The organism is Mesorhizobium sp. L48C026A00 (genome assembly GCF_000502375.1).
In the GTDB taxonomy this organism is placed as follows: Bacteria; Pseudomonadota; Alphaproteobacteria; order Rhizobiales; family Rhizobiaceae; genus Mesorhizobium; species Mesorhizobium muleiense.
On record NZ_AYWU01000010.1, the window covers coordinates 138804 to 160847 of the forward strand.

Genomic DNA, 22044 nt, shown 5'->3' on the forward strand with positions numbered 1-22044 from the left:
TACCGGCACGGGCCGCTAAAAGCCCCGACTAAGGGGCTCAAGAGAGTCTGCCAGAGTCTCCATCCTTCACCAGGAACGGTGCATGAAGCTTTTCGCGGGCAATTCCAACAGGGTGCTGGCCGAAGCGGTCGCCCGCTATCTCAACATCCCGCTGGGCAAAGCCAGCGTCAGGCGCTTCGCCGATCAGGAAATCTTCGTTGAGATCCAGGAGAATGTGCGTGGCGAGGATGTCTTCATCCTGCAGTCCACCTCGTTCCCGACCAACGATCACCTGATGGAACTGCTCATCATGATCGATGCCTTCATGCGCTCGTCGGCCAAGCGCATCACGGCGGTCATTCCCTATTTCGGCTATGCAAGGCAAGACCGCCGCGCCTCGGGCCGCACGCCGATCTCGGCCAAGCTGGTCGCCAACATGATCACGCGGGCCGGGGTCGATCGCGTCTTGACGCTGGATCTCCACGCCGGCCAGATCCAGGGCTTTTTCGACATCCCGACCGACAATCTGTTTTCGGTGCCGGTCATGGCCCGCGATGTGAAGGCGAAATACAAGCGGCTTGCCAATGTCATGGTCGTGTCGCCGGATGTCGGCGGCGTGGTCCGCGCCCGCGCTCTCGCCAAGCGCATCGACGCCCAGCTTGCCATCGTCGACAAGCGTCGCGAGCGCCCTGGCGAATCGGAAGTCATGAACGTCATCGGCGACGTGCGCGGCAAGGATTGCCTGCTGATCGACGACATCATCGATTCGGGCGGTACCTTGTGCAATGCGGCCGATGCACTGCTTGCCGCCGGCGCCACCAGCGTCACCGCCTACACCACCCATGGCGTTCTGTCCGGCGGCGCCATCGCCCGCATCGGCGCCTCGAAGCTGCAGGAACTGGTCATCACCGATTCCATCCAGCCGACCCAGGCGGTGCTCGACGCCAGCAACATCCGCGTCGTCTCGATCGCCGACCTGATGGGTGAGGCGATCTCGCGCACGGCGACCGAAGAGTCGGTGTCGAGCCTGTTCGACTGAAATCTGCCCGCGATACAGCGCCGCGCGTCCAGAGACGCGCAAGGACGCTGTAGCACCTTGATTTTGCGCATGATCCTCTCCGAAAAGGTTCGGGGTCATGCGCTAGCGTTCGACACCCTGATGTTGTCCCTAGAGCCGCGCATATAGCCGCGCGGCGATGCCCCCAGCATGCGCTTGAACATGGTGATGAAGGCCGGCACGCTGTCATAGCCGAGATCGAGCGCTACCCTTGTGATCGGCTCGCCGTCGGCCAGCCTCGGCAAGGCCGCGAACAGGCAGGCCTGCTGGCGCCATGTCGACAACGACAATCCGGTCTGGCGATGAAAGGCGCGGGTGAAGGAACGCCGGCTCATGCCGACGATATCGGCCCATTCGTCGATCGTCGCGTGCGGCGAGGGTGCTGCGACGAAGCGCCGGCACAGTGCCGCAAGCCTTGGATCTGATGGAAAAGGCAGGCCGAGCGGCCGTTCCGGCAGGTTCGGGATTTCGTGCAGCAGGAGGCTCATGATCAGCCCGCCGCGCCCCTCAAGCTCGGCACCCTGTGGCAGCTTTTCCGATTCCACGATCAGGCTGTGCATCAGATCGGTGATGCCGACGACGCGCAAGCCATCCGGCAGCCCGGCGATGGCGTCGGGCATCACATAGACCGAGCGCATGCTGACGTCGCCAAGCATCTCGACGGAATGCTCGGTGCCGGCAGGAATCCACATCGCATGATCGGGCGGCACCATCCAGCGCCCATGCCGCGTCGTCACCAGCACGACGCCGACAAGCGCATGCAGCAATTGACTGCGGCTGTGACGGTGCTGCGGCACGTGATAGCCGTCGGGATATTCGGTCGGCAGGGCCACCGCCGGCCCGACAGCCTGCTCCAGCCATTGCCAGCGGCGCAACAGCCCGAGATCGGTGAACTGGCCGAGATCGGTGTCGCCCGCTTTGAGGATTTTGGTGCCATGCGGCATTGGTAATGGCCCACTCGCGAAACTATTGGACCAAACCACGAAAGAAGTCGCCCGGCAAGTAACTTATAAGGCAGCGGGGCCATAAGGGCCGCCTGCGGGAGCGTCCGCCAAAAAGACCATGGAGCCTGCGTTGACCGATACGACAGCCACCTCCGTCGCCACACCGGCGACGGCCAGCCACACTTCGGCGCAAGCGACGGCCTTCACCGTCATCCTTGCGGTGAGCTTCTGCCATTGTGTCAACGACATCATGCAGTCGCTGCTGTCGGCCATCTATCCGCTGCTGAAGGACAATTACCATCTCGATTTCTGGCAGATCGGCCTTTTGACCTTCACCTTCCAGGTGACGGCGTCATTGCTGCAGCCGCTGATCGGCATGGTCACCGACAAGCGGCCGATGCCCTATTCGCTGCCCTACGGCATGGCGTCCTCGCTGATCGGCCTGATCGTGCTGGCCTATGCCGGACACTATTGGCTGCTGCTGATCGGCGCGTCGCTGATCGGCATCGGCTCGGCGATCTTCCACCCGGAATCCTCGCGCATCGCCCGCTTCGCCTCGGGCGGCAGGTTCGGCCTGGCGCAATCGCTGTTCCAGGTCGGCGGCAATCTCGGCCAGGCCATCGGGCCGCTGCTCGCCGCCTTCATCGTCGTGCCGTTCGGCCAGACCAGCATAGCGTGGTTCGCCGCCGGCTCGCTGATCGGCATCGTCGTGCTGTGGCGGGTCGGCGGCTGGTACAGCCGGCTGCGCGCCTCGCTCGCCAACCGCAAGGCGGCAGGCTTCGTCTCACCCTTCCCACGCCGCAAGGTGATGAGCGCGCTGGCGGTGCTGACCCTGCTGGTGCTGACCAAGAACGCCTACGTTGCCAGCCTCGCCAGTTACTACACCTTCTACGCCATCGATAAATTCGGCGTTTCGGTGCAGATGTCGCAGGTCATGCTGTTCCTGTTCCTCGGCGCCTCGGCGCTGGGCATCCTGCTCGGCGGCCCGTTCGGCGACCGCTACGGACAGAAGCCGATGATCTGGTTCTCGATCGTCGGCGTGCTGCCGTTTACGCTGGCCCTGCCCTACGCCAATTTCGAATGGACGATGATCCTGACCGTGCTGATCGGCCTGATCCTGTCCTCGGCCTTCTCGAACATCGTCGTCTTCGCCCAGGAACTGGTGCCCGGCCGCGTCGGCATGATCGCCGGCATCTTCTTCGGCTTCGCCTTTGGCATGGGCGGCATCGCCGCCGCCGTGCTCGGCGTCGTCGCCGATATGAAAGGCATCGACTTCGTCTTTCAGGTCTGCTCGTATTTGCCGCTGCTTGGGCTGCTGACGGTTTTTTTGCCGAACATGAAGGAGGCGAGGAAGCTCGAAGCTGGAACCACTATCGGGTGAACCTTGAGTTGGCTTGCCCCGGCGACGCGGGCTTCGGCTCTGTCAGCCGCTTTCGTAGTTCATGCCGTCGACATCAAGGTCTGAGGCCAGCCACTCGGGAAAGCCACCTTCGAACCGACGTGATGCCCAGCCTCGCGCCCTCAGGATTGCCAGCGCGTCGGCAGAGAGAACGCACTGGACACCACGACAATAGGCGACGATGACCTTCTCTCGTGGAAGCTCCGCAAGTCGTTCTTCCAGCTCACCCGCGGGAATGTTGATCGCACCCGGCAAATGCGCGGCCGCGTATTCCTCTTGCGGCCGGACGTCGAGCAGCACGATTTCGTCGTCCCGTATGCGGCGCACCAGTTCCTCGCGCGAGATGTTCTCCAGCCTGTCCGGCCGGCTCATTGTGTCATCGATAAGCTCGCGGATTTGCTCGCGCCTGTGGTTCGCAAGGCTGCGCAGGGCCCCAAGCACGTTTTCGATCGGACCATCGGCCAGACGATAAAGCACGCGTTTCCCGTCTCGCCGGGTCTGCACCAAGCCGGCCCGCTTGAGCTGTTGAAGATGCTGCGACGTGTTGGCCAAGGCGATCCCGGAAAGTTGCGTCAGCTGCTCCACGGCCAGTTCGCCGTCGGCAATGTGGCGCAGAAGAACCAGCCGGTGTGCATGCCCCAGCGTGCGGGCGAGATCGGCTATCTCGTCAACGATCGGATGATGGACATCTGCGTTTTTCATATCGCATGGTACAATCAATCAAACGATCAATCAATACATTGAATGTCTTATTTCAACCGGCTAGTGTCGGACGCCCAAGACAGGAGCATGGACCAGACAGGAGCATGGAAATGAACGAGCAGTTGGAGTTCGTTGTCCGCGCAGCCTCGATCGGAACGGGGGCGACGGCGGTGATGGATCTTTGGGGATTGTTTCTGAAACGAACGTTGGCGATTCCGCCGCTTGATTATGCCTGGGTCGGCCGCTGGATCGGCCACTTTCCGCGAGGACGTTTCGCACATGCGAATATCGCGCAGGCGCCCCGAATTCGCGGCGAAACGCCTGTTGGCTGGGTCGCGCATTACGCGATCGGCATCGTCTTTGCTGCATTGCTGATGGCAGTATGGGGCCTCGACTGGGCACGAGACCCGACATTGCTTCCCGCCCTTGTTGTCGGCATGTCCACTGTCGTTGCCCCGTTTTTCATAATGCAGCCAGCCTTTGGAGCCGGAATTGCAGCCTCGAAAACGCCCAATCCGAGCACCGCGCGTCTGCGCGGCCTCATCACTCATCTGTCCTTCGGCGTCGGGCTGTATGCCGCTGCGTTGTTTTCCGCACACCTGTTCCCGATCTGATACTGGTCGATTGCGGTCGGCTTTCAGGACACAACCCCAATATTTTGCAAATGCGGGAGCAAGCACGAAATTCAAAAGCGAGACACTGCCCACCCGCCTTCGCCACCCGCCTTTGGCTTGCACCCCGCCCCACCTTCCGCTATAGAGCCGCCACCCGCGTAGACACCCTTGGAGGCAACGCGGCGGAAGGCTGTCCGGCCTCACGTGATCCCAAAAAAGATTTTGGACCAGATCATGTAAGGCCATGACGGCTTTCGACGTTTACGGCCCAGGCATCTCGCCGGCCGCGAACGCTCCAGAACAACGCGAAAGGAAATGCCATGAGCCAAGCTTCTTACGAGCTCAAGGCCGAAGCGCGCGAACAGGTCGGTAAGGGGTCCGCCCGTGCAGTTCGCCGCAACGGTAAAGTGCCTGCAGTAATCTACGGCGACAAGCAGCCTCCCCTGGCGATTGCGCTGACCTACAAGGACATCTACTACAAGATCCATGGCGGCGGGTTCCTGACCACGATCGCCACGATCGATGTCGACGGCAAGAAGATCCAGGTCCTGCCGAAGGACTACCAGCTCGACCCGGTCAAGGATTTTCCGGTCCATGTCGACTTCCTGCGCATCGGCAAGGACACCGAAGTCAATGTCGACGTGCCGGTCCACTTCATCAACGAGGACAAGTCGCCCGGCATCAAGCGCGGCGGCGTGCTCAACATCGTGCGTCACGAGGTCGAGTTCCACTGCCCGGCCAATGCGATCCCGGAATTCATCACCGTCGATCTCACCGGCACCGATATCGGCGATTCGATCCACATCTCGGCGGTCAAGCTGCCGGCCGGCGTCAAGCCGGTGATCTCCGACCGCGACTTCACCGTCGCGACCATAGCCGGCTCCGCGGCAATGAAGCCGGAGGCTGAAGAGACGGTCGAAGCGGCTGAACCCGAAGCGGCTCCTGCCGACGAAGAGAAGTAATCCTTTCCGCTCGGAGGTGACGATGCTGCTGTTTGCAGGCCTCGGCAATCCGGGCGCGAAATACGCTGACAACCGGCACAATGTCGGCTTCATGGCGGCGGACGCAATCGCCCGCCGCCATTCCTTCTCGCCCTGGTCGAAAAAGTTCCAGGGCCTGGTCGCCGAAGGCACGCTTGCCGGCGAGAAAATCGTCCTGATCAAGCCGCAGACCTTCATGAACCTGTCCGGCCAGTCGGTCGGCGAGGCCCTGCGCTTTTACAAGCTCGACGCTTCGGCGCTGACCGTCTTTTATGACGAGATCGACCTTGCCGCCGGCAAGGTGCGGGTCAAGGTCGGCGGCGGTTCCGGTGGCCACAACGGTATCCGCTCGCTCGAGCAGCATGTCGGCAAGGATTTCCGCCGTGTGCGCATTGGCGTCAGCCACCCCGGCGTCAAGGAAATGGTGCATGGCCATGTGCTTGGCGATTTCGCCAAAAGCGACCGCGAGTGGCTGGACGTGCTGCTCGACGCCATCGCCGACGATGCCGGACTGCTTGCCAAGGGCGACGACAATTCCTTCATGAATCGCGTGACGCTGGCCTTGCGCGACAAGCTCACACCGACGGGCGACGACGACCGCCCGCCACCCAAGGCGCCGAAAGCACAAAGCCACGTTCGCCAGGCGCGGCCGCAGCAACCGGCGGCCAAGCTGCCCGAAACCGGCCCGATGGCCGCCATGCTGAAGAAGCTGTTTGGCGGCAAGGATTGAGCCTGGCCACGGATCGGGGCTGCAGGGCTTGACGTTCGTCACCCCTTTCGCCCATAGCCCTCATCAAATTTCGATTTCCCGATAGGACCGGATAAAAATGGGTTTCAAATGCGGCATCGTTGGCTTGCCCAACGTCGGCAAGTCGACGCTTTTCAACGCGCTGACCAGGACGGCGGCGGCACAGGCCGCCAACTATCCGTTCTGCACCATCGAACCGAACACCGGCGAAGTCGCGGTGCCCGACCCGCGCCTGCAAAAAATCGCGGCGATCGGCAAGTCGAAGGAGATCATCCCGACCCGCATCTCGTTCGTCGACATCGCCGGCCTGGTGCGCGGTGCCTCGAAAGGCGAAGGGCTGGGCAACCAGTTCCTGGCCAATATCCGCGAGGTCGACGCCATCGTCCATGTGCTGCGCTGTTTCGAGGATGACGACATCACCCATGTCGAGGGCCGCATCGATCCCGTCGCCGACGCCGAGACCGTCGAGACCGAGCTGATGCTCGCCGACCTCGACAGCCTCGAGCGCCGCATCGTGCAGTTCCGCAAGCGCGCTTCCGGCAAAGACAAGGAGGCGCTAACCGTGCTTCCGATGATGGAAGCCGCGCTTGAACTCCTGCAGGCCGGCAAGCCGGCCCGCATCCTGCTCAAAAATATCTCCGCGGAGGATCTGCGCATCCTGCAGGGGCTGAACCTGCTGACATCGCACCCCGTGCTCTATGTCTGCAATGTCGCCGAGGCCGATGCTGCCACCGGCAACGCACACACCAAAGCGGTCGAACAGATGGCTGCCGCGCAAGGCGCGCGCACCGTGGTGATTTCGGCGGCGATCGAAGCCGAGGTCGCGCAGCTCAGCGACGAAGAGGAAATGGAATTTTTGGCGACGCTGGGCCTTGAGGAACCCGGCCTGAACAAGGTCATCCGCGCCGGCTACGAGCTGTTGCAGCTCATCACCTATTTCACCGTCGGGCCGAAGGAGACGCGCGCCTGGACCGTGCACAAGGGCGCCAAGGCGCCGCAGGCTGCAGGCGTCATCCACACCGATTTCGAGCGCGGCTTCATCCGCGCCCAGACCATCGCCTACAACGACTTCGTCACGCTGGGCGGCGAAGTGGCGGCCAAGGAAGCCGGCAAGGCGCGCGACGAAGGCAAGGAGTATGTCGTCCAGGACGGCGACATCATGCTGTTCAAGTTCAACACCTGAGCTCACCGACGGCGCCTTCTTCCTTCTCTGGTGCCAAGCTGGAACACCCCTCATCCGACCTCGCTTCGCGAGGCCACCTTCTCCCACAAGGGGAGAAGGAAGANGCCAAGCTGGAACACCCCTCATCCGACCTCGCTTCGCGAGGCCACCTTCTCCCACAAGGGGAGAAGGAAGAGGCTTCGCGGCTCCCTCCGGCGCGGCTTGACTGCCCGCAACGCCCGGTCTAAGGCATATGCGCTAAGATAGGAGTTGCAGCGGGGAATCGGTTGTGATTCTACGCTGCGATGACTCACGAATCGCTTGTAGATGACGGCTGGGCCGAGACGATTGAGCTTCTCGGTGGTGAAGAGTTGATCGCGGGGAGTGCTCGCGAGACGAAGGCGTTCCTGCGGCCGCGGGGCGTCAGATCGGCTACTGATCTGTTGCGCCTGACTCTGGCTTACTGCCTTGGCAAGGTGGGCATGCGGGGCGTCGTGGCCTGGGCGGCGGCGAGCGGGATCGCCGACATCTCGGACGTGGCGTTGCTCGGCCGGCTGCGCAACGCAGGGCCGTGGCTGCAGCAGTTGATTGGGTATCTTTTGAAGCGCGAGGAGGTAGGCTTGGCCAAGGGCCGGCTGATCCGCATCCTCGATGCGACATCGGTTGCCAAGGCCGGTGTGCATGAGAAGAAGAACAATGGCCTTTGGCGTATGCACTGCGCCTTCGATCTTGAGCGCGAGCAGTTCGATTTCCTCGAGATCACCGACCAGAGCGAGGCCGAGCTGATCGACCGCGTGCCGGTGGTGGCGGGCGAGATCCGCATCGGCGACCGCGCCTATCTGCAGGCCGAGCGGATCGCAAAGGTCATGGCGCAAGGCGGCGACGTTGTCGTGCGCGCGGCGTGGAAGAATGTGCGATGGCTCGATGCCAGCGGTAAGCCATTCGATCTCAGCGGCCACCTGAAGAGCTGCCGCGAGGAGGTCATCGAAACGCCTGTCTGGCTGGGCCTCAAGAAGAAGGGCGAGCCCCTGAAGATGCGCCTGATCGCCTTGCGCAAATCCGAGGCCGCGACACAAGAAGCGCGGCGCAAAATCAACAAGGAAGCCAAGGCCAAGGGCAAGCAGGTTCAACCGGAGACGCTGATTGCTGCCGGCTTTGTTATCNCGCCTTGCGCAAATCCGAGGCCGCGACACAAGAAGCGCGGCGCAAAATCAACAAGGAAGCCAAGGCCAAGGGCAAGCAGGTTCAACCGGAGACGCTGATTGCTGCCGGCTTTGTTATCCTTGTGACCTCGCTTGACCAGGAGGAGTTTCCCTCCGGCACAGTTCTCAAGCTCTATCGCATGCGCTGGCGCATCGAGCTCGCCTTCAAGCGTCTGAAGAGCCTGATCGGACTGCGCGCGCCTCCCGCCAAAGACCCAAGGATCGCAAAGCCTTGGATTCTTGCCCACTTCCTCATCGCGCTTGTGACCGAACCCCTCTCGCAGGAGTTGGGTGTCTCTCCCCCTTGAGCGACGGACGCCCGCTGCTGTGGCGCGCTACCCGCCAGATCGTCGCCTCTCTGATCGCAGCGATCTTTGCTCAACCTCCCTTGGCAATCCTGCGCCAAAATCTCCATGCCTTGCGACATCGATGGCGTGAACCACCACGAAAGCGCAAATTTCAGTCCATGCCGAAGCTATCTTAGCGCATATGCGGTCTAAGGGGCGTCTGCACCGGCCCCTGCTTTCGTCGAAAGCGCCCCGTCCGGTGCAATCCGAAACGACGCGTCCGCTCGAACCCATCCTTTTGGCCTCAGCAAGGGAGACCCGGCGATGATCAAGGCATTCGTCGTCGACAATGATCGCCTGCGCCTTGTCGACGATCTCCTGGCAAACAGCGACCAGGTCGTCTGGGCCGACCTTGTGAGCCCGACAAAGGAAGAGGAAGCGGCCATCGAGGCCTGGCTCGGCGTTGCCATTCCGACGCGCGAGGAGATGGAGGAGATCGAGATTTCGAGCCGCCTCTATGTCGAGGACGGCGCCTATTTCATGACCGCCATTCTGCCGGCCCAGACCGAGGCCGACGATCCCCTGATGTCGCCGGTCACCTTCGTGCTGGCCGGCAACAGGCTGATCACGGTGCGCTACCACGAACCGAAGGCCTTCAAGACGTTTCCGCAGCGCGCCGAGAAGGTGGCGACCGGCTGCACCAGCGGCGACACCATCCTGATCGGCCTGCTGGAGGCGATCGTCGACCGCCTCGCCGACATTCTGGAGCGTGCCGGCCGCGATATCGAGACGATTTCGCGCGACATCTTCCAGCCAAGCTCGACCAAGGCGTCGAAGCGCAATCGCGATTTTCAGGAATTGCTGAAGGCGATCGGCCGCAAGGAGGACATCGCCTCCTCGATCCGCGACAGCCTGATCTCGCTGCAGCGGCTCGCCGGCTTCCTCACCCACGCCTCGACCCAGACCAAGATGAGCAAGGACATCCGCGCGCGCATCAAGACCTTGTCGCGCGATGTGCTGTCGCTCGCCGACCACGCCACCTTCCTGTCGCAGAAGATCAACTTCCTGCTCGACGCAACGCTCGGCATGATCTCGATCGAGCAGAACGCCATCATCAAGATCTTCTCCGTCGCCGCGGTCATCTTCCTGCCGCCGACGCTGGTCGCCTCGATCTACGGCATGAATTTCAACGTCATGCCTGAACTGACCTGGAACTTCGGCTATCCTTTCGCCATCGGCTTGATGATCCTCTCGGCGATCCTGCCCTTCTGGTATTTCCGCCGCCGCGGCTGGCTTTAGAGGCTTCGGAGCTTCTATTGGGTTGGGCGTGATGGCCTGGCGCACCAGAAATGACTTGACCGCCCCGCCTGCATCCGGGAAACCACGATCCGTGGCGATCGTACAATCTTGAACCGGATTCCAGACCATGACCGCAAAGAACGCAAAGACCTCGGCCCATGAAAAGACTGGGGCCTATGAAAAGACCTGGGCCTATGAGGATTTCGTCGAGGGCGCCTCGCTCGACCTCGGCACGAAGCTGGTGAGTGCGGCCGAGATCGTCGAATTCGCGCAAGAGTTCGATGCGCAGCCGATGCATCTCGACGAGGCGGCGGGCAGGGCCAGCATCCTTGGCGGGCTGGCGGCCTCCGGCTGGCACACCTGCGCGATGTTCATGCGCATGCTGTGCGACGCCTTCCTGCTGGACTCGACCTCGCAAGGCGCCCCCGGGGTCGACCAGGTCCGGTGGAAGAGGCCGGTGCTGGCCGGCGACATCTTGAGCGGCAGCACCACCGTCCTTGCCAAACGTCTGTCCAGGTCCAAGCCCCAGCTCGGCCTCGTCACTTTGCGCAGCGAGCTTTTCAACCAGCGTGGCGAAGGCGTCTTCGAACTCGAGAACACGGTCATGTTCCTCGCCCGTGATGCCGCACAGGGCCGCTCATGACATTGGACGAGTTCTTCTGCATCGGCGTCACCGTCACCCTCGGCTCGCATAGATTCGAGCCCGAGGCGATCAAGGCGTTCGCCAGGAAATACGATCCGCAGATATTCCATCTCGACGAAGAGGCGGCGAAGAACAGCGTGTTCGGCGGCCTGTGCGCCTCCGGCTGGCACACAGCTGCAACCTGGATGAAGCTGAACCTCGAGACCGGCGTGGAGGCCGAAGGCATCAGCTGGGCCGGCGGTGGGCCCGCCCCCGAATTCGGGCCATCGCCCGGCTTCAAGAACCTCAAATGGCTAAAACCCGTCTATGCCGGAGAAACCGTGACCTTCACCCGCACCGCGCTTGCCCACCGCCCCATCGCATCGCGGCCGGGCTGGCGAGTGCTGACACTGCGCTCGGAAGCTTTCGATTCGACCGGCGACAAGGTCATCGAGTTCGAAAGCGCCGTGCTGGTGAAGGTGGAATAGTTTCTTCCTTCTCCCCTTGTGGGAGAAGGTCGATCGGCGCGTAGCGCCGAGACGGATGAGGGGTGCTCCAGCTTGGCACTGCGGCACTCCATGCAGCACCCCTCATCCGACGTCGGCTTCGCGAGGCCACCTTCTCCCACAAGGGGAGAAGGCAGAACACTCTCTCAATGCCCTTCGAACCCGATCAGCGTCCTGACCGGCACGCCGAGCGCCTCGAGCTTGTCGCGACCGCCGAGGTCCGGCAGGTCGATGACGAAGCAGGCGGCGAGGATGTCGGCGCCGATCTGCCGCAGCAGCTTGACCGCTGCCTCTGCCGTGCCGCCGGTGGCGATCAAATCGTCGACGAGGATCACCTTCTCACCCGGAGACACGCCATCCCTGTGCATCTCCATCTCGTCCAGCCCGTATTCGAGGTTGTAGGCGACGCGCACCGTCTCGTAAGGCAGCTTGCCCTTCTTGCGGATCGGCACGAAGCCGGCCGAGAGCTGGTGGGCGACGGCGCCGCCAAGGATGAAACCGCGCGCCTCGATGCCGGCGATCTTGTCGACCTTCTGGCCGGCATAGGGATGCACCAGCTCGTCGATGGCACGGCGGAAGGCGCGCGCATTGCTTAGCAGCGTGGTGATGTCGCGAAACAGGATACCGGGCTTCGGATGGTCCGGAATGGTGCGGATCGCGGCAAGCAGCGTGTCTTCGAGCGAAGGTTTCATGGGGCGGCTCTCCGGGTCCGACTTGAAGACGTGAATAAGCTAGTGGCCGATCGTAACCCGGCGCGGCCGGCGACGGCTACCGCGATGTGGCGCCTGGAAGAAATTGCACGGCAAAGGATTGCAGCCGGCGGGTTTCGGAGGCCGTTCCCGGACATGCAAAAGGGCGCCCTTCGACGCCCTTTTACCTCGTGGTTTCGCGCAACTCAGTGCGCCACGCCGGCCCACACCTTGCGCTTGGTCAGATAGACCAGCGCGCCGAACAGCAGCAGGAAGACCAGCACGCGAAAGCCGGTCTTCTTGCGGTCTTCCAGATGCGGCTCGGCTGCCCACATCAGGAAGGCCGACACGTCGCGGGAATACTGGTCGACCGTCTGCGGCGCGCCGTCGTCATAGGTCACCTGGTCGTTGGAGAGCGGGTTGGGCATCTTCAGCGAGACGCCGGCTATGAAGTACGGATTGTAGTGGGTGCCTTCCGGTATCTCCATGCCCGCCGGCGGCTGCTCGTCATAGCCGGTCAGCAGCGAGTGGATGTAGTCGGGACCGCCCTGGGCGTATTGCGTGAAGATGTCGAAGACAAAGCGCGGAAAGCCACGCGTGACGCCGCGCGCCTTGGCCAGCAGCGACATATCGGGCGGGGCAGCCCCGCCATTGGCGGCCGCTGCTGCCTGATCGTTGGGGTACGGCGCCGGGAAATAGTCGGACGGTATGCCGGGACGATCGAACATGTCGCCGGCATCATTGGGACCATCATTGATCGTGTACTCGGCCGCCAGCGCCTTGACCTGCGCTTCCGAATAGCCAAGGTCTTCCAGTGTGCGGAACGCCACCAATTTCATCGAATGGCAGGCGGCGCAAACTTCCTTGAAGACCTTCAGCCCGCGCTGCAACTGCGCCTTGTCGTAGGTGCCGAAAGGCCCGGCGAAGCTCCAGTCCATCTCCTTCGGCTGGTGTATCGGGAAATGCGTCGGCGCGGCTTCGCTGTGCGCCTCCTCCTGGGCGATCGCCCCGGTGGTCGCGGCCGCAGTGCCTGCCAGCACAAGGCCGAGCAGCGCCAGCGAGGTGAGAATCGTCTTCATACCAAATCCCCTTGAGATTCTCTGGCGCGCTGTCGTCGTCGTGAGCATGATCGTGTCCGAAAACCGGTCTCCACTTTTCGGGGTCATGCTCAGCCCTTGGTTTCCGGCGCGGCTGTCGCGCGAGCCGGATGCCCGCCACCGCCACCCTTGTTCTTCTCGAGAACTGCCTCGGTGATCGAATTCGGCAATCGCCGCGGGGTCTCGACCAGGCCCAGCACCGGCAGCACCACCAGGAAGAAGGCGAAGTAGAACAATGTCGCCATCTGCGCCATGAAGACATAGCTGCCTTCGGCCGGCTGCGAGCCCAGCCAGCCAAGCAGGACGGCATCGATCACGAACAGCCAGAAAAACAGCTTGTACCAGGGCCGGTAGACCGCCGAGCGCACCTTCGAGGTGTCGAGCCACGGCACCAGGAACAGCACGGCGATGGAGCCGAACATCGCGAGCACGCCACCGAGCTTGGAGTTGATCGGCCCGATATTGAAGGTGATGGCGCGCAGGATCGCGTAGAACGGCAGGAAGTACCATTCCGGCACGATATGGGCAGGCGTCTTCAGCGGGTCGGCGACGACGTAGTTGTCCGGATGGCCGAGAAAGTTCGGCAGGTAGAAGACGAAATAGGCGAAGATGAACAGGAACACCAGCATCCCGAACGCGTCCTTGATGGTCGCGTAAGGGGTGAAGGCGACGGTGTCGGTTTTCGACTTGACCTCGATGCCGGTCGGGTTCGACTGGCCGACCACATGCAGCGCCCATATATGCAACACGACGACGCCGGCGATCATGAACGGCAGCAGATAGTGCAGTGAAAAGAAGCGGTTCAGCGTCGGGTTGTCGACAGCGAAGCCGCCGAGCAGAAGCTGCTGGATCCATTCGCCGACCAGCGGGATAGCGCTGAAGAAGCCGGTGATGACGGTCGCGCCCCAGAACGACATCTGCCCCCAGGGCAGCACATAGCCCATGAAGCCTGTTGCCATCATCAGAAGATAGATGATGCAGCCGAGGATCCACAGAAGCTCGCGCGGCGCCTTGTAGGAACCATAGTAGAGGCCGCGGAAGATGTGGATGTAGACGGCGACGAAGAAGAACGACGCGCCATTCGAATGCAGATAGCGCAACAGCCAGCCCGAATTCACGTCGCGCATGATCTTCTCGACCGAATCGAAGGCGAGACTGCTGTCCGCCGCGTAGTGCATGGCCAGCACGATGCCGGTCAGCATCTGCGCCCCCAGCATGAGAGCCAGGATACCGCCGAAGGTCCAAGCATAATTGAGGTTGCGCGGCACCGGATAGGCGACGAAGCTGTCATAGACCAGCCGCGGCAGCGGCATGCGGGCGTCGACCCAGCGTCCGATACCGGTCTTGGGCGTATAGGTCGAGTGTCCCTCGCTCATCGAAATGTCCCCTCGCCTCAGCCGATACGGATCTTGGTGTCGGAAATGAACTGGAATACCGGCACCGACATGTTCTCCGGCGCCGGTCCGCCGCGGACGCGGCCGGCCTGGCATTGCTGCTCGGCCNCTTGGTGTCGGAAATGAACTGGAATACCGGCACCGACATGTTCTCCGGCGCCGGTCCGCCGCGGACGCGGCCGGCGGTGTCGTATGTCGAACCGTGGCACGGGCAGAACCAGCCGCCGAACTCGCCTTCCTGGCCGAGCGGAATGCAGCCGAGATGGGTGCAGACCTGGACCATCACCATCCAGGCCTCCTTGCCCGGCATGGTGCGGTTGGCGTCGGTCGCCGGCGCATCGGCCGGCAGATTGGCGTTGCGAGCGAGCGGATCCTTGAGCTCGGCCAGATTGACCGCCTCACCGTCCTTCATCTCTTGTTCGGTGCGATTGCGCACCACCACCGGCTTGCCGCGCCATTTCACCACAAGCGACGTTCCCGGAGTCAGCGAGGAGACGTCGACCTCTACCGAGGCCAGCGCCAGCGTCGAGGCATCCGGGCGCATCTGGTCGATGAACGGCCAGGCGACGGCACCCGCGCCGACCACCGCGGCCATGCCCGTGGCGACGTAGAGAAAATCACGACGGTTGGGATCCTGGGTGTCGGTTGCGCTCACGGGTGCCTGATCCTTTCGCCTCTTCCGTGCCGGTGGCCGAGGCTTGTTCCCCGCTCTTTCACGCCAACCCGACAGCGCATGGCGAACAGGCTAGCGAATTCCTCCGGCAATTGGCCTTCGGTTTATGCGTGAAGCCCGTTTTTGTCCAGACGGGTGAAGGCACAAGGGCAGATTGTCGCGGGGACGCAATTCGACGGCGGACGGCGTGGCGACGGGCACATGTCGAACACGGCGAAAACGAGCGAAATCAACCCGCGAAGCAGCGCCTGCGTTTGTCTCGACAGGAGAGGAGGAGTGAGATGAGCGAGACCGACAAGTCGTATTGGCTGCTCAGCGAGACCTCGGGCATTGGCGAAACGCGCGACCGGCGCCTCGACCGGGGACTGCCGCTTTTCGAGGGACTCCGCTGGCTCTCTGCGGGCTGGCGGGATTTCTGGATCCGGCCCGCGTCGAGCCTGGCCTATGGGATTGTCGTCTTTCTCCTGTCCGTCGCCTTCGTTTGGACGCTTGTCGGATTCGGTCGTGACTACATTCTGTTTCCGGCGCTTGCCGGGTTCATGATCGTGGCCCCCTTTTTGGCGCTAGGCCTGTATGAAAAGAGCCGGGCAATAGAGGAAGGACGCGCCATCGGCCTCGCCTCGATGCTCCTGGTGCGCCCCACCGGCGGCGCACAGGTCTTCTTCACGGGCCTACTACTGTGTTTGCTCCTGCTTCTGTGGACGCGTGCGGCGGTGCTCCTCTGGGCGCTCTTCTTCGGCGTGACGCCCTTTCCCGGATTCGACCGCATAGTCGGAGTGCTCTTCGGCACCGCATATGGGTGGGCGATGATTGCGATCGGGACGGCGATAGGTGGCCTCTTCGCGGCCTTCGCTTTCGCCATCAGCGTCTTTGCAGTGCCGATGCTGCTCGACCGGCGCGTGGACGCGCTGACGGCTATGGCTATCAGCGCGAAACTGGTGTGGAACAACCTTCCGCCGATGCTGGCCTGGGGCGCCTTGGTGCTCCTGCTCTTCGCAGTCTGCGTGGTCACAGGGCTTATCGGGATGATCGTCATCTTTCCTCTGCTGGGGCACGCAACCTGGCATGCGTACAGGGCGGTCGCACGTCCAGAGGGGTGAGACCATGAGTTGTTGCGCGCCGGGGGCCGAAGCCGCATTGCTGCTGGCGCCAGGGCGGGAGATTGCCGAGCGCGAAATCGTGCTCGCCAGCCGCGACATGGGGGATGGCGCTTTCCAGATCCAGTTTTCGGTACCGCAAGCGCATTGCGCTGCCTGCATAGCTGCGATCGAAGGCGCGCTGCAAAGTCTCGACGGAATCATCGCGGCACGAGTGAATCTCACGTCCCGACGTGTCGCCGTGAAGTGGAGGAATGAAGGTCGTGTCCCTCCGATGTTCGACGCCCTGAAGGCTGTCGGATACGATGCCTGCCTCGCGGAGACGGAAGACGGCGCATGCGATGCCGAGTTGTCGCGGCTGCTGCGGGCCACAGCCGTGGCGGGATTCGCCGCCATGAACATCATGTTGCTGTCGGTGTCCGTCTGGTCTGGCGCAGATCAGGGAACTCGAATTGCATTTCACTTGATCTCGGCGCTGCTGGCCGTCCCCACCGTCGCCTATTCCGGACGGATATTCTTCGTTTCGGCGTGGAATTTGGCGATGAAGCGCACCGCCAGCATGGACTTTCCCATCTCAGTCGGAATCCTGCTGGCTCTGGGCTTGAGCCTCTACGACACGTCTGTCGGAGGACCTCACGCCTATTTCGATGCCGTAACGTCGTTGATCTTCTTTCTGCTTGTCGGGCGCACGCTTGACCATGCGATGAGGCGGAAGGCGCGGAACGCCGTCACCGGTCTTGCCCGCTTGATGCCGAGGGGGGCGGCGGTGGTCGGGGCGGACGGAAGCCGCGAGTTCCGCGACCTGACAGAAATCGAGCCGGGCGACATGATATGGTAGCCCCCGGAGAACGCATTCCGGTGGACGGGACGGTTGTCCTGGGCGCGGGCAGCCTCGACGTTTCGGTGGTGAGCGGTGAGTCCAAGCCCGAACGCGCGCAGCCGGGCAGCGGCGTTCTTTCGGGAGCGCTAAGTCTTGATGGCGCGCTCACTGTCCGTGCCGAGCGGCGTGCACGGGATTCCTTCCTCGCTGACGTGGTCAGGCTGATGGAGGCGGCTGAGCACGGCCGCGCCCGCTATCGCCGCATCGCCGACCGCGCGGCCGCGCTCTATTCCCCTGTCATCCATCTGCTGGCGCTTGCGACTTGCGCCGCCTGGATACTGCTTACAGGCGACTGGCATCGATCGGTTACGATTGCGATTTCCGTCCTCATCATCACCTGCCCGTGCGCGCTCGGCCTTGCCGTGCCGATGGTCCAGGTCGTGGCGGCGCGCCGGCTGTTCGATCTCGGCGTCACCCTCAAGGATGGCAGCGCGCTAGAGCGCCTTGCCGAGACCGACACCGTGGTCTTCGACAAGACGGGCACGCTCACGACGGGCGCCGCCCGCGTCGAACGGCACACGGTAGCTCCGCAAGATGTTGTGGCCGCCGCAGCACTCGCCTCCTTTTCCAGGCACCCGGTGGGGCGCGCGGTGGCCGCGATGACAGTCGCAAGAGTGGCTACCGAAGGGTTCCGCGAAGTTGCCGGGTACGGGATCGAAGGGCGCGTTGGCGAAGCGTTTTACAGGCTAGGAAGGAAGGATTGAGTCTCCGCAAGCGTGGCCAACGTCCCGAGTGAAGCCGCCACGTGGCTTTCGAAAGACGGAAAGCTTGCGGGTTCATTTGCGATTGCCGACGAAATCCGTCCTGGCGCGACGCGTGCCATCCGAAAGCTAACTGACCTCGGGTTGGCGACAGAGGTGCTGTCCGGCGATCGAGTGGAGGAGGCTTGCAGGGTGGCGGCTGCGTTGGGAATCTCGGAAATCCGCCACGGTGCGCTTCCCGAGGACAAGGTCGAGCGTCTGGAGGAGCTGGCGCGGTCCGGCCGCCGCATCCTTATGGTTGGAGACGGGCTGAACGATGCCCCGCGCTCGCCACCGCGCATGTCTCAATGGCGCCCTCGTCCCCTTCGTCAGTATGGGTGGAAAAGCGAGGCGGCCGCTCATGAGGCTCGCCCCAAGGGCGGGAAGGCGCCGACCGCCGACGGCGTTTTCTCAAGGAGCAGAACGGACGGAAGGGTTTGACAATGTCTCAAGCTGGTGACAGGCCGTACGACTGGGTGGCGGCGTTGGCTTTCTACTCGGGAGCCGCCGTGCTTGTTCCAAGCCTCGCCGCCTTGGTCGTTAGCCTTCTGGCGGTCGCCTTGGCATTGCTATAGCAACGAGATGGCTGTCCTGCGTAGGGCGGCGGCTCCGCGACTGCTGGCCTCTTCAGTTGCATTCGGATGCGGACGGAGTATCCTTAAGTTTGGGCGCTGGACGTTGCTGCGCCTAGTGCTCGGGCGTCCTCGCACGAGCGAAATTGGGGAGTGGCAGGCATGTCCGTGGCAATGCATCCGGCGGCGCCGCATCATCTTCCGCCTTTCATAACGGCCCCCGGCGAGACCGATGTGTTGTTCACGGGGTCGGTCATCTTCCTTGTGCTGGCCGTGATGGGGATTGGAAGTTTGTACTTCTGGCTCCATTCCTTGCCGGAGCGCATGTCCCACGGCGGCAGTCAGATCCAGTTCCAGCTGGTGGCGGTGCTGTCGCTGCTGGCGTTGTTCACCCACATCCATGCGTTCTGGATTGCCGCGCTGTTTCTGGCGCTCGTCCCCGTGCCCGACTTCTGGACGCCCCTGGCCAGCATGGCCGACTCGCTCGCTAGGATGGCGACGGGGCGGTTTCGATCCCCCGCCGCGGAGGCGCGGTCTGAGCCGGCTCCCGAGGTGCTTGCCAACTATACGCCGGTCAAAGTGGAGGCCGTACCTCCTCCGACCCCCTTGGAGAAAGCCCGAAGCGACCCCCGCGACGAAATCGCCAAGACGCATGCGCCGGAGCCGTCCGACCGCCATCAGCGCCAGCCGGTGTCAGTGGGAGGTCATGAACGATGATCGAGGTTCTGCTTTGTTCGGTCCTGACCGTCCTGCCCGATTTTCTCGTCCGCCGCTTCGTACAGGGAAAGAGGATTGGTCACGAGATCACGCTCTATTCTGTATGGTATGAGCTGCGATACGGGATAACGGCGTGCATAGCTCTGACAGTGATTCTGCTGACGCTCATTCTCTACTATCATCCGTCGACGTCGAGTGCGATTTCGTTCTTTCGCACCATTCCCATCCTCCCCGAAGGCTCCGGCCGCGTCGAGGAAGTCTATGTGGGCATAAGGGATAAGGTCGAGGCTGGCCAGCGCATCTTCAGGCTTGACAGCTCGGAGCAGGAAGCGGCGCTCGAGACCGCGCGACGGCGCATATCGGAGATAGACGCTGGTTTCGAATTGGCAAAAACCGAGCTGGTAGGGGCCGACGCCCGCATTCAGGAAGCGCAAAGCTCGTACAAGCAGGCCTTGGACGAACTCGAAACCAAGACCGAACTTCAACGGCGAAACGCCAGCACGGTCGCGCAGCGCGAGATCGAAAAGCTCGCCAACATCGTGGAAGGGCGGCAGGCCGCCATTTCCGCGGTCATGGCAAGCAAGCAGTCCGTCGAATCGCAGATTTCGTCCGTGCTGCCGGCGCAGAAGAAAAGCGCCGAGGCGGCGCTTGCCCAGGCCCAGGTCGAACTGGACAAGACCGTCGTCTACGCCGGGGTCGCCGGCACTTTGGAGCAATTCACCCTGCGCAAGGGAGACATCGTAAATCCCATTATGCGGCCCGCCGGCGTTCTCATACCGGCGGAAGCCGGAAGGAAGGCTCTTATAGGGGGCTTCAGCCAGCTCGAAGCCCAGGTCATGAAGGTCGGCATGGTTGCCGAAGCGACTTGTATTTCGATGCCTCTGACGATCATTCCGATGGTGGTCACCGAGGTTCAGGATCTCATCGCGACCGGTCAGGTTCGGGCGTCGGATCAGTTGATCGACGCCCAACAGGTGGTCCGGCCCGGAACGATCACCGTCTTTCTGGAGCCGCTGTTCGCGGGAGGGTTCGATGGCGTGCCTCCAGGCAGCAGTTGCATCGCCAACGCCTACACCAACAATCACGACCGACTTGCCGAGGAAGATTTGGGCACAGCGCACTGGCTGTTCCTGCACGTCATAGATACGGTCGGGCTGGTGCATGCGATCATATTGAGATTCCAGGCGCTCCTTCTTCCGGTGCAAACACTCGTCTTTTCGGGCGGGCATTGAGGAACCGACGCGCCGTCGAACATGCGGCCAAAGGAAATTTGCACCAAAGTGCGATCTTAAGCTCGCTATGGCCGTTCGTGCTTAAATGGAACGGGATTTGAACCGACATAACGCGGAGCAACAACGACGTCTCAAGGGATCAATGCGGCAAGTCATACGCTTGGCCTGCCGACCTTAGTTGCTCAAGTGTTTTTCCGGCGCAACTTCCGGACCAATCTCCGCCAACTGGCTCGGCCTTGCCTCGCATGGTGATTGTGCCGGCCTGATTGTCTGGGGTTATATAAACGGCAACCCCGTCTGGACCAATTTTGGACAAGTAGTAAGCACGAACGATGCCGCTTAATTCACAACGCACCAAGAAAGGAAAGTCCTCGAACGATCCCTCTTGGGCATGTGCTTCAGGGCTATACATGCAGGCAAGCGACGATTGCGCAATGACAGCGAAAACTGTTCCTGTAAATAGCCAACGAGCCTTCATGCGAATATCCTTCCTAGGCCAAATATACACCATTGCCAAATATACATCATTGATTGCCGTTCCTTGACCACCCGGTTCCGAATAAGCTCGATGACGCTTCGCCACTCGTCACCGACACGATCAATGCGAAAGCATTATCGGCAGCCGGACGTCCAACAGGATGCCTTTCGTAGCCCCACCGAGCACGAAATCCCTCAGTCTGGTGTGACCGAACGCTCCCATGATCATCAGGTCGGCGCCGATTTCGATCGCTCGCTCCTGAAGCGACACCTCGACCGGGCAATCCTCGGATACGAATGGCATGGCCTCGGCTGACAGCCCGCGTAGGTTCAGCCCTTGAGCCAAGGCGTTGGGCGGCGTCCGTCTCCCGCAGGGACTTCTCGCCCGTCACGGTGAGCACCGTAATCTTGGAAGCGCGGCGCAACACCTGATGTGCATCCGCCACAGCGCGAGCCGCAACACGGCTGCCGTCCCAGGCAATAGCAAGGCTGTGCAGCTTCGTGACAGGCTCGACCTCTGGCAGAAGGATCGTCGGCCTTCCCGACCCGAAGATAATGGCCTGCGCGGTCGTCCTGCTCGTGGGGTTGTTCGCCTCCCAGGCGCAGAGAACGAGATCATAGTAACGCGCTTGAATTGCAGCGGTGTCATTCAGCAAGGGAGCGTTCGACGCGACCGCGTCTGTGGTTGAGTCCACGCCTGCCCGTTTCGCTTCCAGCACAACCTTTGCTAGAAACGCTTCGCCGCGATCCCGGCACAGCGCTTCGGCCTCCCGCGTCATTTTGGGGACGTCGACCAGCCTCCGCGACAGCGCATTCGAGATGTTTCGGATCTCTACGTTGATGGCCAACGCATGCAGTTGCGCGCCGAGGGCCGCCGCCATCGCGACCGCCCTGGGCACTACCATTTCAGGGTTGGGTTCGGGATAGGTGATAACAGGAAGCAGGGCTATCGTTTTCACTAGGGGCCTCCCTCTG

23 protein-coding genes and 1 pseudogene are annotated in these 22044 nt (G+C 62.4%); 16 read left to right on the forward strand and 8 right to left on the reverse strand.

The window, feature by feature from the left end; genetic code table 11:
• Positions 1 to 82 precede the first annotated feature (82 nt).
• The gene (locus tag X738_RS60885) at positions 83 to 1018 is read left to right on the forward strand and encodes a ribose-phosphate pyrophosphokinase (RefSeq protein ID WP_023799890.1); all 936 of its coding nucleotides are present in this window, start codon (positions 83 to 85) and stop codon (positions 1016 to 1018) included.
• Between the two features lie 95 nt (positions 1019 to 1113).
• Here the strand turns inward: X738_RS60885 and X738_RS60890 are convergent, their stop codons facing one another.
• Positions 1114 to 1980, reverse strand: coding sequence for an AraC family transcriptional regulator (locus X738_RS60890; protein ID WP_023799891.1), 867 nt, complete (start codon positions 1978 to 1980; stop codon positions 1114 to 1116).
• A 130-nt stretch (positions 1981 to 2110) separates the two neighbouring features.
• Here X738_RS60890 and X738_RS60895 point away from each other — a divergent pair, with 130 nt between their 5' ends.
• Positions 2111 to 3361, forward strand: coding sequence for an MFS transporter (locus tag X738_RS60895; protein WP_036269886.1), 1251 nt, complete (start codon positions 2111 to 2113; stop codon positions 3359 to 3361).
• Between the two features lie 42 nt (positions 3362 to 3403).
• Here the strand turns inward: X738_RS60895 and X738_RS60900 are convergent, their stop codons facing one another.
• Positions 3404 to 4081 (reverse strand): ArsR/SmtB family transcription factor, encoded by a 678-nt coding sequence (locus X738_RS60900; RefSeq protein ID WP_023799893.1) that lies wholly within the window; start codon positions 4079 to 4081, stop codon positions 3404 to 3406.
• A 5-nt stretch (positions 4082 to 4086) separates the two neighbouring features.
• On the opposite strand from X738_RS60900, the gene X738_RS60905 reads away from it, so the two are divergent.
• The 8 genes from X738_RS60905 (at position 4087) to X738_RS60945 (ending at position 11483) form a co-directional block, all read left to right on the forward strand.
• Positions 4087 to 4695 (forward strand): DUF2938 domain-containing protein, encoded by a 609-nt coding sequence (locus tag X738_RS60905; RefSeq protein WP_245277692.1) that lies wholly within the window; start codon positions 4087 to 4089, stop codon positions 4693 to 4695.
• A gap of 320 nt (positions 4696 to 5015) precedes the next feature.
• The gene (locus tag X738_RS60910) at positions 5016 to 5657 is read left to right on the forward strand and encodes a 50S ribosomal protein L25/general stress protein Ctc (RefSeq protein ID WP_023799895.1); all 642 of its coding nucleotides are present in this window, start codon (positions 5016 to 5018) and stop codon (positions 5655 to 5657) included.
• Positions 5658 to 5679: 22 nt separating this feature from the next.
• A complete protein-coding gene (gene pth, locus X738_RS60915; RefSeq protein WP_023799896.1) occupies positions 5680 to 6405 on the forward strand; it encodes an aminoacyl-tRNA hydrolase in 726 nt (241 codons plus the stop codon).
• Positions 6406 to 6502: 97 nt separating this feature from the next.
• Complete coding sequence (gene ychF, locus X738_RS60920; RefSeq protein WP_023799897.1) at positions 6503 to 7606, forward strand: redox-regulated ATPase YchF; 1104 nt, start codon at positions 6503 to 6505, stop codon at positions 7604 to 7606.
• A 1147-nt stretch (positions 7607 to 8753) separates the two neighbouring features.
• Positions 8754 to 9095, forward strand: coding sequence for a transposase (locus X738_RS86105; RefSeq protein WP_198032831.1), 342 nt, complete (start codon positions 8754 to 8756; stop codon positions 9093 to 9095).
• A gap of 303 nt (positions 9096 to 9398) precedes the next feature.
• Positions 9399 to 10373, forward strand: a complete 975-nt coding sequence (gene corA / locus X738_RS60935) for a magnesium/cobalt transporter CorA (protein ID WP_023799900.1) — start codon at positions 9399 to 9401, stop codon at positions 10371 to 10373.
• 127 nt (positions 10374 to 10500) lie between these two features.
• Positions 10501 to 11016 (forward strand): MaoC family dehydratase, encoded by a 516-nt coding sequence (locus X738_RS60940; RefSeq protein ID WP_023799901.1) that lies wholly within the window; start codon positions 10501 to 10503, stop codon positions 11014 to 11016.
• The gene (locus tag X738_RS60945; RefSeq protein WP_023799902.1) at positions 11013 to 11483 is read left to right on the forward strand and encodes a MaoC family dehydratase; all 471 of its coding nucleotides are present in this window, start codon (positions 11013 to 11015) and stop codon (positions 11481 to 11483) included. Before X738_RS60940 ends, X738_RS60945 begins: the two co-directional genes overlap by 4 nt.
• Before the next feature lie 164 nt (positions 11484 to 11647).
• Here the strand turns inward: X738_RS60945 and X738_RS60950 are convergent, their stop codons facing one another.
• From X738_RS60950 to petA, 4 genes and pseudogenes are all read right to left on the reverse strand, one after another.
• On the reverse strand, positions 11648 to 12193 hold the full coding sequence (locus X738_RS60950; protein WP_023799903.1) for an adenine phosphoribosyltransferase: 546 nt from the start codon (positions 12191 to 12193) through the stop codon (positions 11648 to 11650).
• A gap of 203 nt (positions 12194 to 12396) precedes the next feature.
• Entirely contained in the window at positions 12397 to 13269 is an 873-nt protein-coding gene (locus X738_RS60955; RefSeq protein WP_031255255.1) for a cytochrome c1, read from the reverse strand.
• Between the two features lie 89 nt (positions 13270 to 13358).
• A complete protein-coding gene (locus tag X738_RS60960) occupies positions 13359 to 14663 on the reverse strand; it encodes a cytochrome b (RefSeq protein ID WP_031255257.1) in 1305 nt (434 codons plus the stop codon).
• 127 nt (positions 14664 to 14790) lie between these two features.
• Positions 14791 to 15336 (reverse strand): annotated as a pseudogene (gene petA / locus X738_RS0141885) (ubiquinol-cytochrome c reductase iron-sulfur subunit); the annotation flags it as partial.
• Positions 15337 to 15635: 299 nt separating this feature from the next.
• On the opposite strand from petA, the gene X738_RS60965 reads away from it, so the two are divergent.
• The 6 genes from X738_RS60965 (at position 15636) to X738_RS60980 (ending at position 20592) form a co-directional block, all read left to right on the forward strand.
• On the forward strand, positions 15636 to 16454 hold the full coding sequence (locus tag X738_RS60965) for a DUF2189 domain-containing protein (RefSeq protein ID WP_023799907.1): 819 nt from the start codon (positions 15636 to 15638) through the stop codon (positions 16452 to 16454).
• Between the two features lie 4 nt (positions 16455 to 16458).
• Positions 16459 to 17289 carry a heavy metal translocating P-type ATPase gene (locus X738_RS80925; protein WP_198032832.1) on the forward strand — a complete coding sequence of 277 codons (831 nt, stop codon included), beginning with the start codon at positions 16459 to 16461 and terminating at the stop codon, positions 17287 to 17289.
• Positions 17283 to 18035, forward strand: a complete 753-nt coding sequence (locus tag X738_RS89075; RefSeq protein WP_084833751.1) for an HAD-IC family P-type ATPase — start codon at positions 17283 to 17285, stop codon at positions 18033 to 18035. Before X738_RS80925 ends, X738_RS89075 begins: the two co-directional genes overlap by 7 nt.
• 12 nt (positions 18036 to 18047) lie before the next feature.
• Entirely contained in the window at positions 18048 to 18512 is a 465-nt protein-coding gene (locus tag X738_RS89080; RefSeq protein WP_023799910.1) for an HAD-IC family P-type ATPase, read from the forward strand.
• A 293-nt stretch (positions 18513 to 18805) separates the two neighbouring features.
• Positions 18806 to 19360, forward strand: coding sequence for a hypothetical protein (locus tag X738_RS60975; protein WP_023799912.1), 555 nt, complete (start codon positions 18806 to 18808; stop codon positions 19358 to 19360).
• Positions 19357 to 20592: an HlyD family secretion protein gene (locus X738_RS60980; protein ID WP_023799913.1), complete on the forward strand. Its 1236-nt coding sequence runs from the start codon at positions 19357 to 19359 to the stop codon at positions 20590 to 20592. The genes X738_RS60975 and X738_RS60980 overlap by 4 nt, the downstream gene beginning before the upstream one ends.
• A gap of 139 nt (positions 20593 to 20731) precedes the next feature.
• Here X738_RS60980 and X738_RS84840 read toward each other — a convergent pair whose 3' ends face one another.
• Both X738_RS84840 and X738_RS60985 read right to left on the reverse strand, forming a co-directional pair.
• Positions 20732 to 21070 (reverse strand): hypothetical protein, encoded by a 339-nt coding sequence (locus X738_RS84840; RefSeq protein ID WP_133254778.1) that lies wholly within the window; start codon positions 21068 to 21070, stop codon positions 20732 to 20734.
• Positions 21071 to 21116: 46 nt separating this feature from the next.
• Positions 21117 to 22028 (reverse strand): hypothetical protein, encoded by a 912-nt coding sequence (locus X738_RS60985; RefSeq protein ID WP_023799914.1) that lies wholly within the window; start codon positions 22026 to 22028, stop codon positions 21117 to 21119.
• Between the last annotated feature and the right edge of the window lie 16 nt (positions 22029 to 22044).

Bases quoted from the DNA above. Each gene is read 5' to 3' on its own strand.
- X738_RS60885 (WP_023799890.1), top strand. From the start codon at position 83: ATGAAGCTTTTCGCGGGCAATTCCAACAGGGTGCTGGCCGAAGCGGTC.
- X738_RS60890 (WP_023799891.1), bottom strand. From the start codon at position 1,980: ATGCCGCATGGCACCAAAATCCTCAAAGCGGGCGACACCGATCTCGGC.
- X738_RS60900 (WP_023799893.1), bottom strand. From the start codon at position 4,081: ATGAAAAACGCAGATGTCCATCATCCGATCGTTGACGAGATAGCCGAT.
- X738_RS60905 (WP_245277692.1), top strand. From the start codon at position 4,087: ATGGTACAATCAATCAAACGATCAATCAATACATTGAATGTCTTATTT.
- X738_RS60910 (WP_023799895.1), top strand. From the start codon at position 5,016: ATGAGCCAAGCTTCTTACGAGCTCAAGGCCGAAGCGCGCGAACAGGTC.
- pth (WP_023799896.1), top strand. From the start codon at position 5,680: ATGCTGCTGTTTGCAGGCCTCGGCAATCCGGGCGCGAAATACGCTGAC.
- ychF (WP_023799897.1), top strand. From the start codon at position 6,503: ATGGGTTTCAAATGCGGCATCGTTGGCTTGCCCAACGTCGGCAAGTCG.
- corA (WP_023799900.1), top strand. From the start codon at position 9,399: ATGATCAAGGCATTCGTCGTCGACAATGATCGCCTGCGCCTTGTCGAC.
- X738_RS60940 (WP_023799901.1), top strand. From the start codon at position 10,501: ATGACCGCAAAGAACGCAAAGACCTCGGCCCATGAAAAGACTGGGGCC.
- X738_RS60945 (WP_023799902.1), top strand. From the start codon at position 11,013: ATGACATTGGACGAGTTCTTCTGCATCGGCGTCACCGTCACCCTCGGC.
- X738_RS60950 (WP_023799903.1), bottom strand. From the start codon at position 12,193: ATGAAACCTTCGCTCGAAGACACGCTGCTTGCCGCGATCCGCACCATT.
- X738_RS60955 (WP_031255255.1), bottom strand. From the start codon at position 13,269: ATGAAGACGATTCTCACCTCGCTGGCGCTGCTCGGCCTTGTGCTGGCA.
- X738_RS60960 (WP_031255257.1), bottom strand. From the start codon at position 14,663: ATGAGCGAGGGACACTCGACCTATACGCCCAAGACCGGTATCGGACGC.
- X738_RS60965 (WP_023799907.1), top strand. From the start codon at position 15,636: ATGAGCGAGACCGACAAGTCGTATTGGCTGCTCAGCGAGACCTCGGGC.
- X738_RS80925 (WP_198032832.1), top strand. From the start codon at position 16,459: ATGAGTTGTTGCGCGCCGGGGGCCGAAGCCGCATTGCTGCTGGCGCCA.
- X738_RS89075 (WP_084833751.1), top strand. From the start codon at position 17,283: ATGGTAGCCCCCGGAGAACGCATTCCGGTGGACGGGACGGTTGTCCTG.
- X738_RS60975 (WP_023799912.1), top strand. From the start codon at position 18,806: ATGTCCGTGGCAATGCATCCGGCGGCGCCGCATCATCTTCCGCCTTTC.
- X738_RS60980 (WP_023799913.1), top strand. From the start codon at position 19,357: ATGATCGAGGTTCTGCTTTGTTCGGTCCTGACCGTCCTGCCCGATTTT.
- X738_RS84840 (WP_133254778.1), bottom strand. From the start codon at position 21,070: ATGAAGGCTCGTTGGCTATTTACAGGAACAGTTTTCGCTGTCATTGCG.